The sequence below is a fragment of the Nonomuraea monospora genome, from assembly GCF_039531895.1.
Taxonomy (GTDB): Bacteria; Actinomycetota; Actinomycetes; order Streptosporangiales; family Streptosporangiaceae; genus Nonomuraea; species Nonomuraea monospora.
This window is the reverse complement of the sequence record NZ_BAAAQX010000002.1, coordinates 488,749-503,161: the sequence shown is the minus strand read 5'-3', so window position 1 is coordinate 503,161 and position 14,413 is coordinate 488,749. Positions and strand designations below refer to the sequence as shown.

Here is a 14,413-nt window from a genome sequence, read left to right as displayed (position 1 = left end):
TACGGCTCCTAGTGCTTGGGGGGCGTTCTGCACCTTAGAGCCAAAGCTTTCTACTGAAAAGGTTTCTCCAGGAAGAAGTCCAGGCCATCGGCCCTGCCGAGGTGGACGGGCTGGCGTACCTGCCGGTCGAGCAGCGTCAGCGTGCCGCGCGCGCTGGTGATCGTGGTGCCGTCGGCGACGGCGTCGAGATCGGGCACCGCCAGCGACCCGGCCCGCGCGCACAGGGCGGCCAGCATCGCCACGGCCTCGTAGCAGCCGTGGCCGTGGGCGTTCAGCATGGGGGCGTCCGCGCCGAACCTGGCCGCGTACCGCTCGGAGAAGTCCAGGCTGGCCGGGGTCGGCAGGTCGCGGAAGTACCCCATCGACGCGTACAGCTCGCCGGTCGCGTCGCCGCCGATGCCCAGCAGGCCGTGCTCCTCCAGCGCCCCGCACAGCCGCAGCGCGCGCAGCCCGGACGCCGCGAACGCCCGGTTGAAGGCCACCAGGTCGCTGCCGATCAGCGTCAGCAGGAGGGCGTCGGCGCGGGCCTCGGCCACCCGGCCCAGCCAGCGCACCGCCTCGCCGTACCGGACGAACCGCTCGCCCACCACGGTCGCGCCCGCCGCGCGCAGCCGCCTGCGGGCGCTGGCGTGCACCAGGCGGGGCCAGATGTAGTCGTTGCCCAGCAGGTACCAGCGGCGTGCCCGCTTCGGGCCCGCCAGCCACTCGATGCCCGGCGCGAGCTGCCGGTCAGGGGTCTCGCCGAGGAAGTAGACGCCGGGTGCCCGGCCACCACCCTCGTACGGCGGCGCGTACACGAACGGCACCCGCCCCGCGATCGCGGCCACCACCTCCACCCGCACGTCGCTGGCGTGCGCGCCCGCCACGCCCCGCACGGTGCCCGACCGCACCAGCCCGGCCACCTCGGCGGCGACCTGCGCGGCGGGCCGCCCGCCGTCCACCAGCACCAGCTCCACCGGCCTGCCCAGCACGCCGCCACGGGCGTTGACCTCCTCGGCGGCCAGCACGGCGCAGTTGATCGCACACGGGCCCATCAGGCCGAGCACCCCGGAGACGGGGACGATCAGGGCGATCCTGATCGCGTCCGAAGGCATGAGCCGCGCTTCGAGAGGATCGACTGTCGCCGCCACGCCGACGAGTATCCTCCCTTCTAGCTCCCCGACGAAAGGACCTCACCATGACGACCTCCGGGCTCGGGTCCTCACTCGCCTACCTGCTCAGCCGTGCGGAGCGGAGCGTCAACCGGGGGCTGGCGGCGGTGCTCGTCGGCGAGGAGGTGACGGTCGAGCAGTGGCGCATCATGCGCGCGCTGGCCGACGGGCGGGGCGAGTCGATGGGGGAGCTGGCCGAGGCCGTGCTGATGCCGCATCCGACGCTGACCAAGGCCGTGGACCGGCTGATCGATCGCGCGCTGGTCTACCGGGGGCCGTCGAAGGGCGATCGGCGCAGGGTCGCGGTGTTCGTGTCGGGGCGCGGGGCCGAGCTGCTGGCGCGGGTGGACGGGGCCGTGGCCGAGCAGCAGGGGGTGATCGCGCTGGCGTTCGGGCAGGAGCGCACCGAGCGGCTGATGCACGACCTGGAGAGCCTGATGGAGGCGCTCGACTACGCCGAGCTGCGCATCTGAGAGCCGCGCCGGGTCGCGCGGCGCAAGCGCCGGACGGGCCTCAGCCCTGGTCGCGTTTCCTGGCGGTGTCGGCCCAGATCAGCGCCACCACCCCGGCCACCGCCACCCCGAGGTAGCCGGGCAGGGGCAGCTCCACCAGCCGGTGCAGGAACCCCCACTCGCTGTCGAACCACATCCGCCCGACGAACCCGCCGAGCCCCTGGATGACGGCGATCACGGCGACGACGTTGATGATCCCTCTCATGCCTCCACCCTCGCAACGCGGGGCCCGCCCCGGCATCCGACCTTGGGCGAGCCCCGCGCTACTTAAGTCGCGCTCACGGGTAGAGGCCGCGCATCTGGTGCGCCTCGGCCACCCGGCCCACGCCGATCACGTGCGCCGCCTGCCGCAGCGTCAGGCCGCGCTCGGCGGCCAGCGACTTGACCTCGGTGAAGGCGCCGAGCATGAGGTCGCGCAGCTTGAGCTCGATCTCTCCCGAGCTCCACGCGTACGCCTGCATGTTCTGCACCCACTCCAGGTACGACACGATCACCCCGCCCGCGTTGGCCAGGATGTCGGGCACCACCGTGGTGCCGTTGGCGGCGAGGATCTCGTCGGCCTCGGGCGTGGTGGGCCCGTTGGCGCCCTCGACGATCAGGCGGGCGCGGATCCTCGGCGCGTTGGCCTCGGTGATCACGCCTTCGAGTGCGGCCGGGACGAGCACGTCCACGTCCAGTTCGAACAGGTCGTCGTGGGACAGCGCGTCGGCCTGGTGGAAGCCCCGCACGCCGCCGGTCTCGGCCGCGTACGCGCGCAGCCGCGCCACGTCGAGGCCGCCGGCGCGGTAGACCGCCCCGGTGGCGTCGGACACGGCCACGACCTTGCACCCGGCGTCGGAAAGGTACTGCGCGGCGGGCGCGCCGACCTTGCCGAACCCCTGAACGGCGACGGTCACGCCCTCGGGTGAGCGGCCGAGCGCGGCCAGCGCCGCGATCTGCACGCCGCGCGAGGTCGCGCCGGTGCGGCCGAGCGAGCCGCCCAGCGTCATGGGCTTGCCGGTGACCACACCTGGCACCGAGTAGCCCGCGCTGACGCTGTAGGTGTCCATGATCCAGGCCATGGTCTGCTCGTCGGTGCCGACGTCGGGCGCGGGGATGTCCTTCTCCGGGCCGATCAGCGGCAGGATCTCGTTGACGTAGCGGCGGGTCAGCCGCTCCAGCTCGCGGGTGGTGAGCCCGGCCGGGTCCACGGCCACGCCGCCTTTGGCGCCGCCGTACGGGATGCCGACCAGCGCGCACTTCCACGTCATCCACATGGCCAGCGCGGTGACCTCGTGGATGTCGGTGCCGGGATGAAACCGGAGGCCGCCCTTGGCGGGGCCGCGCGAGACGTTGTGCTGGACGCGGTAGCCCTGGACGACGTCCAGGCGGCCGTCCTCGCGCCGCACCGGGACGGAGACGGTCAGCGAGCGGCGTGGCGTGGCCAGCATCGTGCGGAGCCCGTCGTCGAGCCCGAGATGCTCGGCGGCCTGGCCGAGTTGGTGGAGAGCGGAGTCGAGGGCCTGGCGGCCCGGGGTGATCAGGGCCGGCGTCGTTGACGGCACCATGATGCTCATGGAAGAAGTTCCTCCCGTTATGTACGCCCTATTTGCGGGAAAAGCGCCATTGCCTTCCCTTTTTGGGCGTTGATGTCACGATCATCCTAGAGCGAGGGGTTTGGTGTTGCCTAGTTTTGGTAGAAATCCAAGCCGGTCACCAGGGTGCTGTGGACCGTGCCACTCTGGCAGGCTAGCTGCGCGAGAGTGTGTCGGATCGACGAACTAGAGGAGTGGAATGCCCGCACTGGTGGTGGGGCCGATGCTGAGATACGTCGACTCGGACAGCGCCTCGATCTGGGTGGAGACCGCCGAACCCTGCACGGTCACCGTAGAGGCGGACGGCAGGTCTTACCGGTCGCCTACCTTCACCGTGCACGGACACCACTACGCGATCGTGGATCTCGTTGAGTTGTCCCAGGATATCGCGTCGTACACGGTCACGCTCGACGGGGAGGAAGTTTGGCCCATGGCGGGTCGCCCGCCGAGCCGCATCCGGCTGCTGCCCCCCGAGGGGGTGCGGAGGCTGGCGTTCGGCTCGTGCCGGACGAGCGTGCCGCACGACGCCGCCCACGTCCGCAGCCACGGCGACGACGTGCTGCGCGCCTTCGGCGAGCACCTGCCTGAGGCGGGAGAGGAGGAGTGGCCCGACCTGCTGCTGCTCCTCGGCGACCAGGTCTACGCCGACAACCCCTCGCCCGACATGCTGGCCTACATCCGCTCCCGCAGGAGCGGCGAGCCGCAGGGCGAGATCGCCGACTTCGAGGAGTACGCCGAGCTCTACCGCCAGGCGTGGACCGAGACGGAGATCCGCTGGCTGCTGTCCACCGTGCCGACCGCGATGATCTTCGACGATCACGACCTGCGTGACGACTGGAACACCTCCCACGCCTGGCGCAAGCAGATGGCCAGGACGCCGTGGTGGCAGCGCCGGGTGGTGGCCGGGCTCGGGGCGTACTGGGTCTACCAGCACCTCGGCAACCTCTCGCCCGCGGAGCGCGCAGAGGACGAGCTGCTCGCCAAGCTGATGGCCGGCGACGGCGGGGCGGCGCTCGACGCGTTCGCCGAGCGGGCCGACGCCGAGCCGAGCAGCAACCGCTGGAGCTACGCTCGCGACCTCGGCCCCGCCCGCCTCATCATGGTGGACACCCGCTGCGCCAGGCAGCTCACGCCCGGCGACCGGCGGATGCTCGACCCGGGGGAGTGGGCCTGGCTGGAGGAGCAGGTGCGGCGGCCCGCCGAGCAACTGATCATCGGCTCGTCGATCCCGTTCATGCTGCCCGAGGGCGTCCACGGCGTGCAGAACTGGAACGAGGCCCTTTGTGACGGCAAGTGGGGCCCGCTCGTGCGCCGGTGGTCCGAGACGCTGCGCCAGGCCATCGACCTGGAGCACTGGGCGGCGTTCCGGCGCTCGTTCGACGACCTGGCCAAGCTGCTGATCGGGCTGGGCAAGCCGGTGGTGATCCTGTCGGGCGACGTGCACTACTCCTACCTGGCCAGGGCCGACAGGGGCCCGGTCTTCCAGGTGGTCTGCTCGCCCATCCGCAACCCGCTCAGCCGCCTGCTGCGCTGGGCCAACGTGTTCACCCAGTTCTCCATCGCGACCCTGGTCGGCGGCCTGCTGGCGCGGCTGGCGGGCGTGCCGCGCCCGCCGTTCCGCTGGCGGATCATCAAGGGCCCGCTGTTCCAGAACGCGCTGGCCACGCTCACCATCCCCGACCAGGTCACCTGGTACGGCTCCACCGGCGAGGTGGTCAAGGAGCTGGACACCACCCGCCTACGCTGAACCCCATGCATGAGGACGCTTACGCACCAGCCGTTCCCTTTTACGACCTCTTTCACGAAGACGGCCACGTGCCCGCGATCCGCGAGCTGCTGCCCCCGCTGCTCGCGGACGTGCGGGGCGCGGTCGTGGAGATCGGCGCGGGCACCGGCCTGATCACCGAGCTGATCGCCCGCCACGTCCCCGGCGAGGTCTACGCCGTCGAGCCGTCGCTGGGTATGCGCTCCGTGCTGGTCTCCCGCCTGACCACCGACCCCGAGGTGCTGCGCAGGGTGACCGTCCTGCCGTGCGGGGCGCTGGAAACGGAGGTGGACGAGCCGGTCGAGGCCGTCGTGATGATCTCGGTGCTGCAGAGCTTCACCGCCGCAGAGCGCGCCGCGCTGTGGCGGGTGCTGCGCGGGCTGCTGGAGCCGGGCGGGCGGCTGCTGTTCAACTGGCGCGACCGCGCCCCCGCCGTGCCGGGCGACCTGCAGGTCATGGGCTCCTACCAGGTCGGCAGGCACACCTACGAGGTCGCCGGGCAGGTGCTGGCGGCCGAGGGGGAGAGCGTCACCTCGCGCTTCCGCTACCGGATACTCCAGCGCGGCGTGGTGATCAGCCAGGACGACGTGGACGGCACCGCCCACTGGCCCGCCACGGACGTCCTGGCGGCCGAGTTGAAGGAGGCCGGGTTCGAGCCGGACCCGGCCCCGGAGGGCATGCAGGTGTGGCGGATGCCGAAATAGTGGGAACCGGCCTCTGACGTGCGGCCAACAACAGGGTGACCGCACGAGAGAGGACCGGCTACGTGGTGGGAGTTCAGGATGTGCCTGACACGCTCGACGACGCGGCGCTGATCGCCCGTTCGATCGGCGACCCCGAGAGCTTCGCGGCGCTGTTCGACCGGCACGCCGACGAGATCCACAGGTACGCGGCCCGGCGACTCGGGGGCGAGCTGGCCGACGACGTGACCGGCGAGGTGTTCCTGGCCGCCTTCCGCGGCCGGGCCCGCTACGACCGCTCGTGGCCGGACGCCCGCCCCTGGCTGTACGGGATCGCGACCAGGGTCGTCTCCCAGCACCGCAGGGCGGAACGGCGGCGCACCGCGGCCATGGCCAAGGTGAGCGCGGAGCGCCCCGGCACGTTCGACGAGCGCAGCGCCGACCGGGTCACCGCCGAGCAGCTCCAGCCCCGCCTGGCCAGGGCGCTGACCAGGCTCAGCGCGGCCGAGCGGGACCTGCTGCTGCTCCTGGCCTGGGCGGACCTGACCTACGAGGAGGCGGCGCTCGCCCTCGGGGTGCCCGTCGGCACCGTCCGGTCCCGGTTGCACAGGCTCCGCGTCAAGGTACGCAGGGCGCTCGGCGGCACCGACCCCTTCGCAGAGGAGCCCCAGCATGGATGACGAGATTCGCGCGTTCGCCGACGGACGGCCGCAGGCGCCGCCGTACGGGGCCGAGGCCAGGGCGCGGGCCAGGGAACGCCTCGTGAAGGAGGCACGTGGGGGACGCCGCCTGCCGCGGCTTGGCTGGCAGGCCGCCGCCGCGTTCGGCGTGACGGTCGCGCTGGTGGGCGGCGTGGCGGTGGCCCTGTCGAACCAGGGGCCAGGCCCTGGACCGGCCACCACGGTCACGCAGTCGGCCGACGTGGCGCCCGGCGAGCTGAACCCGCGGCCCGGCCAGTACATCATGATCGAGTCCGAGACGATGTACGAGGCCGTCCAGATCGGCAAGGGCGGCGAGGAGTCGCGGCACCTGTACCGCACGCACAGGAAGATCTGGCAGTCGGTGGACGGCAGCGCCGACGGCCTGCTGATGATCGAGGGCCGTGAGCCGCAGGCGTGGCCCGGCGAGGAGCTGCCCGAGTCCGCGAAGGACTGGCAGGGCACCTCCTGGCACACCATCGCCTCCTGCCCCGGCCTCCGGGGCGAGCACCGCACCGACTACGCCTACCTCGGCACCCTCCCGGCCGACCCCGCCGCCATGCGCGAGCACCTCTACCGCTCCAGCACGGCCGGCGAGGGCAAGGGCGTGGACCGGGACCTGGCGGCGTACATGCGGGCACGCGACCTGCTCACCGAGACCTACCTGCCCGAGGCCCAGCGGCGGGCGCTGTTCGAGGCGGTCAAGAGCCTGCCCGGCGTCGAGGCGAACGAAGGGGTGGCGAACTCGGCCGGAGTCGAAGGCGTGGCGCTGAGCAGGGCGGACATCGGCGGAGCCAGGGCGCAGCTCATCTTCGACCCCCAGACGCTGGGCTACCTGGGGGAGCGCCGGGAGATCGTCGAGGACGGCGGGGAGGCGCCCAAGGGCAGCGTCGTGGCCTGGACCGCCCAGCTCAGCACGACGGTGACCGACCGCCTGCCGGACGAGGCGGCGCAGGCTCAGGGCGATTCGAGCTGCCAGCCGGAACCAACGAAGAGCGCGGCGGAGTGACCACGCGGACGGTCAAGCGAGCGCCGTGACGGCGCCCAGCCCCGTGAACCGGAGGAGCGTCTCCCTGGACAGGGCCCAGCCACGTGCGGTGGATGGGCCCTGCCCCGCGAAGCCGTAAAGCAACTAAGCGCTCTTGAGCTCATAAAGCGCGTCGGCGAGCTGGGAGATCGCCCAGAGGAGGTCTTCCTCGGAGACCACGATCGGCGGCGCCAGCCGGATCGTCGAGCCGTGCGTGTCCTTGGCCAGCACCCCCCGCTTCAGCAGCGCCTTCGACACCTCGCGCCCCGTCCCGATGGCCGGGTCGATGTCCACGCCCGCCCAGAGCCCGCGCCCGCGCACCTCCACCACGCCCTGCCCGGTCAGCTCGCGCAGCTTCCCGTGCAGGACCTCGCCCAGCTTCGTGGCGCGCGCCTGGAACTCGCCCGTGTTGAGGATCTCGATGACCGCGTTCGCCACCGCGCACGCCAGCGGGTTCCCGCCGAACGTGGACCCGTGCTGCCCCGGGTGGATGATGCCGAGCACGTCGCGGTCGGCGGCGATGGCCGAGACGGGCACGACCCCGCCGCCCAGCGCCTTGCCGAGCACGTAGACGTCCGGCACGACCCCTTCGTGGTCGCACGCGAACGTCTGCCCCGTGCGCCCGAGCCCCGACTGCACCTCGTCGGCGATCATCAGGACGCCCTCGGCCGTGCACAGCGCCCGCAGCTCGCTCAGGTACCCGTCCGGCGGCACCAGCACCCCGGCCTCGCCCTGGATCGGCTCCACCAGCACGGCCACCGTGTTCGCGTCCACAGCCGCCCGCACCGCCTCGATCGAGGCGTACGGGACGATACGGAAGCCCGGCGTGTACGGGCCGAAGTTGTCGTGCGCCTCCGGGTCGGTGGAGAAGCTGACGATCGTGGTGGTGCGGCCGTGGAAGTTGCCCTCCATGACGATGATGTTGGCCTGGTCGGGCTCGACGCCCTTGACCTCGTACCCCCACTTGCGCGCCACCTTGATGGCGGTCTCGACGGCCTCGGCGCCGGTGTTCATGGGCAGGACCAGGTCCTTGCCGGTGAGGTCGCCGAGCCCGGTGCAGAACTGCGCGAACTGGTCGTGGTAGAAGGCGCGGCTGGTCAGCGTGAGGCGTTCGAGCTGCTCCTTCGCCGCTTCGATGATCTTCGGATGGCCGTGGCCGAAGTTGAGCGAGGAGTAGCCGGACAGGCAGTCCAGATACCGCTTGCCGTCCACGTCGGTGACCCAGGCGCCGTGCGCCTCGTGGATCACCACGGGAAGCGGATGGTAGTTGTGCGCGCTGCGGCGCTCGCTCACTTCGATCAGCTCTGCGCTGGTGGTCATGATCAGTTCTCCCCCCTGATCTCCAGTGTGCAGCACTTGGGCCCGCCACCCGCCTTACGCAGCTCCGACAGATCGACCGGGATGACCTCGTACCCCCGTCGCTTGAGCTCCAACTGCAGATCGGACGCCTCGGCGTTGATGACCACGTTCGTGCCGTCGCTGACCGCGTTGAGCCCGAGCACCTCGGCGTCCCGGGCGGTCGCGATCACCGCGTCGGGGAACATGCGGCGCAGCACCGCGAGGCTGCCCGGCGAGAAGGCGTCCGGATAGTAGGCGACGTTGCGCCCGTCGAGCGGGAACAGCGCCGTGTCCAGGTGGTAGAAGCGCGGGTCCACCAGCGTCAGGGAGATCACCGGGCGGCCCAGGTACTCCTGCGCCTCCTGGTGGGCGACCACGTCCGTGCGGAAGCCGGTGCCGGCCAGGATGACGTCGTCGAGCGTGAGGAAGTCGCCCTCGCCCTCGTTCACGTGCGCCGGCTCCAGCGTCGGGTAGCCGCGCTCGGCGAACCAGCGCAGGTAGGCGGGGCCTTCCGGGCCGCGCTGCGGGTAGGCGAAGCGGGCGCCGTAGGCGCGGCCGCCCACGACCAGGGCGCCGTTCGCGGCGAAGACCATGTCCGGCAGCCCCTCGATCGGGTCGATCAGGCTGACCTCGTGGCCGAGCTCCTCGTACGCCGCCTTCAGGCCCTCCCACTGCCGGACCGCCACGTCGCGGTCGGCGCCGGCCTCGGGATGCATCCACGGGTTGATGGCGTACTCGACCGTGAAGTACTCAGGACGGCACATGAGGAAGTGTTTGGGCATGCAGCACTCCATCGGCTCACAAGCAGGGAAAACCCACGTCGCGGGGTTGAGCACAGGATAGGAAATGCGTGTTTGCGCAGGCCAGGGGTTGACATTGCGTGTTCGCGCGGGTCTGTTGCGTCTCTCAGCCAGGAGCGGGGGATTCGTTGCGCGGCTCTGGCACGGCGGCCCCAGGAGGTGTGTCGACCAGCCTCGACAGCACGATCGCGCTCTTCGTGCGGACCACGAACGTCATCGCCGCGATGCGCTCGATCACCCGCTCCACGTGCCGCACGTCCGTCGCCCTGATGTGCAGCAGCGCGTCCGCCTCGCCGGTGATCGTGGCCGCCGCCACCACTTCGGGGAACTTGGCCATGGCCAGCGCGATGTCCGACGGTTTCGTCTTGCCCTGGCAGAACAGCTCGACGTAGGCCTCGGTCGTCCAGCCGAGTGCCTGCGGCGACACCCGGGCGCTGAACCCGGTGATCGCCCCCGTCTCGCGCAGCCGGTCCACCCGCCGTTTCACCGCCGATGCGCTCAGCCCGACCTGCTGCCCGATGTCGGCGTAGGTCTGGCGGGCGTCGTCCACGAGCGCCGCGATGATGTCACGATCGAGCTGGTCGAGTTCCACGCCTGTTGTATACCGCCTGGCCAGGCTGGCGCGCGACGAGCGGCGCGCGGGAGACTGGCTGCGACGAACGTGACCGAAAGGCATCCGCCAGCATGAGCATCACGAGCTTCCCCGAAGGTTTCGTGTGGGGGGTTTCGACGTCCGCCTTCCAGATCGAGGGGGCCACTGCCGCCGACGGCCGCCGGCCGTCCATCTGGGACGTCTTCTCCGCCGACCGGGCGGAGGCGTGCGACCACTACCACCGCTACCCAGAAGACGTGCGGTTGATGAAAGAGCTGGGGATGGCCGCCTACCGGTTCTCGGTGAGCTGGGCGCGGATCTTCCCCGACGGCGGCGGCAAGCCCAACGCGGCCGGCCTGGACTTCTACGACCGGCTGCTCGACGAGGTGACCGGCGCCGGCATCACCCCCTACGCCACGCTGTACCACTGGGACCTGCCGCAGGCGCTGGAGGAGCGCGGCGGCTGGCCGTCCCGCGACACCGCCGCGCGCTTCGCCGAGTACGCCGCCGCCGTCCACGAGCGGCTCGGCGACCGGGTGGACACCTGGTTCACGCTGAACGAGCCGTGGGTGGCGGCGTTCCTCGGCTACGGGTCCGGCGTGCACGCGCCGGGCCGCAAGTCGCCCGCCGACGCCTTCCGCGCCGCCCACCACATGCTGCTCGGCCACGGCCTGGCCGCCCAGGCGCTGCGCGCGGGCGGGGCCCAGAAGGTCGGCCTGGTGCTCAACATCTCGCCCGTCATGACGCCCGCCCAGGTGAGCGACTTCGGCAGGGAGCTGTCGGAGGAGGACGCCGCCGCCGTGGCCAGGATCGACGCGCTGGCCAACCGGCAGTTCCTGGAGCCGGCGCTGCGCGGCGCGTACCCGGCGGAGCTGCTGCCCGTCATCGAGCGGCACGGCGGCCTCGGCCACCTCCACGACGGCGACCTGGAGACCATCGCCCAGCCCCTCGACCTGCTCGGCGTCAACTACTACACGCCGCTGGTCGTCCAGGCGCAGCCCAGCGAGCCGGCCGACCCGGCCTACCCGGGCAGCGAGGGGGTGCTGTTCTGCACCATCCCGACGGCGGTCACCGCGATGGGCTGGCCGATCGTGCCCAACTGCCTGTCGCTGCTGCTCGGCCGCATCTCACGGGAGTATCCCGGCCTCGACCTGATGATCACCGAGAACGGCGCCGACTTCGTGGACGTGGTGACCGGCGACGGCATCCACGACGTCGATCGCATCAGCTTCATCGAGGAGCACCTGCGCGCCCTGCGCGCGGCGATCGACGACGGCGCCCGGGTGCGCGGCTATCTCGTCTGGACGCTGCTCGACAACCTCGAATGGTCCGACGGCTACCAGCGCAAGTTCGGCCTCGTGCACGTGGACTTCGCCACCCAGCGGCGGCGGATGAAGGACAGCGCGCTGTGGTACCGCGACGTCGTCAGCCGCAACGGCCTGGCCGAGACGCGGCCCAGACGGCCCACGCTGGAGACGGTCGCCGCCCGCGCGGGCGTGTCGAGAGCCACGGTCTCCCGGGTCGTCAACGGCGAGTCGTCGGTGAGCCCCGAGGTCAGGGCCGGGGTGATGCGGGCCGTCAAGGAGCTCGGCTACGTGCCGAACCTGGCCGCCCGCAGCCTCGTCACCCGCCGCACCAACGCGGTCGCCCTGGTCCTGTCCGTCCCCAGGCAGGGCGGCGACACGCTCACCTCGGCCGTCGTCCAGTACGTCACCAGCCTCCTGGAGGGCGCCGGCAAGCAGATCACGCTCATGCTCGCCGACACCGCCGAGAGCCACCGGCGCATCGCCGCGCACGTCGAGGCCCGGCTCGCCGACGGGGTCGTGCTGCTGCCGCCCGACCGAGGCGACACGCTGGCCGAGCGGCTCTCCCGCACGGAGGTGCCGCTCGTGCTGCTGGGCAAGCCGCCGATCGCGTCGCTGGTCCCGTACGTGGACGTGGACAACGCGGGCGGGGCCGCCGCCGCCACCGAGCACCTGCTCGCCAGGGGGCGCCGCCGCATCGGCATGGTCTGCGGCCCCATGGACCTGGTCACCGTGCAGGACCGGCTGGCCGGGCACCGGGCGGCGCTCCAGCGTTCCGGCCTGACGCCGCACCTGGCCCCGGCCGACGACCTCACCCGCGCCTCCGGCGCCGCCGCCGCACTCCGGCTCCTCACCGACGTGCCGTCGCTCGACGCCGTCTTCGCCGCCACCGACCAGCTCGCCATCGGCGTCCTTCAGGCGGCCCGCGAGCTGGGGCGGCGGGTGCCCGAAGACCTGGCCGTGGTGGGCTTCGACGACGTGGACGCCGCCTCGGCCACCACCCCGGCGCTCACCACCGTGCGGGTGCCCGTCGCCGACCAGGCGCTGGCCCTGGCCAGGCTGCTGCTGTCGCGCCTGGAGGGCCGCCACACCACCTCCGTGGTGCTGCCGACGCGGCTCGTCGTCCGCGATTCCGCCTAGAGCCGCTGCTGCTCGAACAGGTGCGGGAAGACCTTCCGCACCTTGGACAGCAGGTACTCGCCGTAGGTGCCGGTGAAGTCCACCTGGCCGTCCCAGCGGTGGCCGGGGGCGTAGGGGAGGGGCGGCACCTCGCTGTCCCAGCCGGGGTCGAAGAAGAACGGGAAGCTGAGGCGCTCGTTGCCGCTGCGGTTGCGTACGCGGTGCGGGGTCGAGCGGTACTGCCCGCCGGTGAGCTTGTCGAGCATGTCGCCGAGGTTGCAGACGAACGTGCCCGGCACCGGGGGCACCTCGATCCAGCCCGTCTCGGTGCGGACCTGGAGGCCGCCGTTGGCGTCCTGGAGGAGCAGGGTCAGCAGCCCGTAGTCGGTGTGCTCGCCGACGCCCCAGGTGCCGGCGTCGTCGGCGGGCGCCGGCGGGTAGTGAAATATCCGGAAAAGGATGGTCGGATCGGCCGTGTATCCCGTGCGGAAGTAGCCCTCGTCCAGCCCCAGGCTCAGCGCGACGCCGCTCATCACCGCCTGCCCGACCTCCGTCATCGCCTCCAGGTACGCCAGCACCGACTCCCGCAGCTCCGGCACCTGGGCGGGGAACAGGTTCGGCCCGTGCAGGGGGACGGGCCCCGGCGGCTCCTCGGCGCCGAAGTAGACGCCCTCCTTCAGGTCGGGCCGCCCCGAGGTCAGCTCGCCGCCCACGGGGAAGAAGCCCCGCCAGGCCCGGCCGCCCCGCTCCATCGCGATCTCGTTCTTGACGTCCTCGGGCAACGCGAAGAAGCGCCTGCTCGCCGCGTCGAGCCGCTCGATGAGCGCGGGCGGCACGCCGTGGCCCGTGACGTAGAAGAAGCCGTGCTCGCGGCAGGCCGCGCCGATGGCGTCCGCGACGGCCCGCCGTTCCTGGCTCCCCGTGAGAAGCGGGGCGATGTCGATCACCGGCAGTTCGCTCATCGCACCATTGTGCTGCACCGGCCGGGCTTGCGCCCGGCGCCATTCTGGTGGAGAACAAGCTGAGTGGCCTGAATGGAGCGCGTCGTGCGGAAGCCGAGACGTTCAGCGGAGTTCGATCGTTATTGCAAACGCTTGCGCTGCCCGAACTGTGATCGCCGGTCGATCGAATTCGAGGAGGGCTCCGGCGAGGTGGTGGAAAATCTCGAACTGAAGGACCGGCTGCTTCTGGAGCACCCGATCGGCCGGCCCGACGGTGAGGCGCAGCCGCGCTTTCTGTCCCGGCTCAGCCAGGCGAACCGCGATTTCTTCGGCGGCGTGCGCATCGAGCGTTTCCGGGCCGATTCCGCGATCAGGTGCGCCGACTGCGGCGGCCGGTGGCCGGTGTTCTTCCAGCGGTCGCCGAAGTTCACGGTCACCGCCGTGCACGGCCCGCGTTACTACACCACCGAGTTGCGCACGACCCGCGAGACCCTGGACGGCGGATCCACCGGCACCTTCAGGCGCAAGCAGATCAGGGAGAGCGTGGCCTACACCTGCGAGCTGCAGGTCGGCAGGGCCGAGACGATCGCCACCAGCACGTCGGCGGGCCTCACCGCGCCCGCCGGCCCCGCCGCTCTCACGGCCAGGCTCGACCAGCGGGTCAGCGAGGAGATCAGGTCGCACCTCAAGGTCACCGAGACCAAGGAGCTGGCGGTGGAGGACACCGTGGAGGTGCACGTCCCGCCGGGGGTGGTCAAGGAGCTCGTCATCGTCTACCGGCAACAATGGCGAGAGCACCTCTTCGACCTGCTCTTCGAGGACGGTGTCCGGGTGCAGGTCCCTGTCCGCGAGGCCGATCAGCTTATTCTCGACCACCGGGTCAGGGACCTGTGAATCACCGATTCCGGAAAT

At 71.6% G+C, this 14,413-nt stretch carries 14 protein-coding genes; 7 read left to right on the top strand and 7 right to left on the bottom strand.

What is annotated here, in order from left to right:
• Positions 1-50: 50 nt before the first annotated feature.
• Positions 51-1,130, bottom strand: a complete 1,080-nt coding sequence (locus tag ABD331_RS05570; RefSeq protein ID WP_344471171.1) for a substrate-binding domain-containing protein — start codon at positions 1,128-1,130, stop codon at positions 51-53.
• 47 nt (positions 1,131-1,177) lie between these two features.
• On the opposite strand from ABD331_RS05570, the gene ABD331_RS05565 reads away from it, so the two are divergent.
• Positions 1,178-1,624 carry a MarR family winged helix-turn-helix transcriptional regulator gene (locus ABD331_RS05565; protein ID WP_344471170.1) on the top strand — a complete coding sequence of 149 codons (447 nt, stop codon included), beginning with the start codon at positions 1,178-1,180 and terminating at the stop codon, positions 1,622-1,624.
• Positions 1,625-1,664: 40 nt separating this feature from the next.
• On the opposite strand, the gene ABD331_RS05560 is transcribed toward ABD331_RS05565, so the two are convergent.
• The gene (locus ABD331_RS05560; protein ID WP_344471169.1) at positions 1,665-1,868 is read right to left on the bottom strand and encodes a hypothetical protein; all 204 of its coding nucleotides are present in this window, start codon (positions 1,866-1,868) and stop codon (positions 1,665-1,667) included.
• Between the two features lie 73 nt (positions 1,869-1,941).
• Complete coding sequence (locus tag ABD331_RS05555) at positions 1,942-3,219, bottom strand: Glu/Leu/Phe/Val family dehydrogenase (protein ID WP_344471168.1); 1,278 nt, start codon at positions 3,217-3,219, stop codon at positions 1,942-1,944.
• Positions 3,220-3,436: 217 nt separating this feature from the next.
• Between ABD331_RS05555 and ABD331_RS05550 the strand changes: the two genes are divergently transcribed.
• From ABD331_RS05550 to ABD331_RS05535, 4 genes are all read left to right on the top strand, one after another.
• Positions 3,437-4,984, top strand: a complete 1,548-nt coding sequence (locus ABD331_RS05550) for an alkaline phosphatase D family protein (RefSeq protein ID WP_344471167.1) — start codon at positions 3,437-3,439, stop codon at positions 4,982-4,984.
• 5 nt (positions 4,985-4,989) lie between these two features.
• The gene (locus tag ABD331_RS05545; protein ID WP_344471166.1) at positions 4,990-5,706 is read left to right on the top strand and encodes a class I SAM-dependent methyltransferase; all 717 of its coding nucleotides are present in this window, start codon (positions 4,990-4,992) and stop codon (positions 5,704-5,706) included.
• Between the two features lie 80 nt (positions 5,707-5,786).
• Positions 5,787-6,362 (top strand): RNA polymerase sigma factor, encoded by a 576-nt coding sequence (locus tag ABD331_RS05540; protein WP_344471165.1) that lies wholly within the window; start codon positions 5,787-5,789, stop codon positions 6,360-6,362.
• Positions 6,355-7,389: a CU044_5270 family protein gene (locus ABD331_RS05535; RefSeq protein WP_344471164.1), complete on the top strand. Its 1,035-nt coding sequence runs from the start codon at positions 6,355-6,357 to the stop codon at positions 7,387-7,389. Before ABD331_RS05540 ends, ABD331_RS05535 begins: the two co-directional genes overlap by 8 nt.
• A gap of 123 nt (positions 7,390-7,512) precedes the next feature.
• On the opposite strand, the gene rocD is transcribed toward ABD331_RS05535, so the two are convergent.
• The 3 genes from rocD to ABD331_RS05520 form a co-directional block, all read right to left on the bottom strand.
• Positions 7,513-8,727 carry an ornithine--oxo-acid transaminase gene (rocD, locus tag ABD331_RS05530; RefSeq protein ID WP_344471163.1) on the bottom strand — a complete coding sequence of 405 codons (1,215 nt, stop codon included), beginning with the start codon at positions 8,725-8,727 and terminating at the stop codon, positions 7,513-7,515.
• Between the two features lie 2 nt (positions 8,728-8,729).
• Positions 8,730-9,527 carry a dimethylargininase gene (gene ddaH / locus ABD331_RS05525; RefSeq protein WP_344471162.1) on the bottom strand — a complete coding sequence of 266 codons (798 nt, stop codon included), beginning with the start codon at positions 9,525-9,527 and terminating at the stop codon, positions 8,730-8,732.
• A 124-nt stretch (positions 9,528-9,651) separates the two neighbouring features.
• Positions 9,652-10,137: an Lrp/AsnC family transcriptional regulator gene (locus ABD331_RS05520; RefSeq protein ID WP_344471161.1), complete on the bottom strand. Its 486-nt coding sequence runs from the start codon at positions 10,135-10,137 to the stop codon at positions 9,652-9,654.
• Positions 10,138-10,229: 92 nt separating this feature from the next.
• Between ABD331_RS05520 and ABD331_RS05515 the strand changes: the two genes are divergently transcribed.
• On the top strand, positions 10,230-12,581 hold the full coding sequence (locus ABD331_RS05515; RefSeq protein WP_344471160.1) for a GH1 family beta-glucosidase: 2,352 nt from the start codon (positions 10,230-10,232) through the stop codon (positions 12,579-12,581).
• Here ABD331_RS05515 and ABD331_RS05510 read toward each other — a convergent pair.
• Positions 12,578-13,522: an isopenicillin N synthase family dioxygenase gene (locus ABD331_RS05510; RefSeq protein ID WP_344471159.1), complete on the bottom strand. Its 945-nt coding sequence runs from the start codon at positions 13,520-13,522 to the stop codon at positions 12,578-12,580. The genes ABD331_RS05515 and ABD331_RS05510 overlap by 4 nt on opposite strands.
• 189 nt (positions 13,523-13,711) lie before the next feature.
• Here ABD331_RS05510 and ABD331_RS05505 point away from each other — a divergent pair, with 189 nt between their 5' ends.
• Positions 13,712-14,395 carry a hypothetical protein gene (locus ABD331_RS05505; RefSeq protein ID WP_344471158.1) on the top strand — a complete coding sequence of 228 codons (684 nt, stop codon included), beginning with the start codon at positions 13,712-13,714 and terminating at the stop codon, positions 14,393-14,395.
• Positions 14,396-14,413 lie beyond the last annotated feature (18 nt).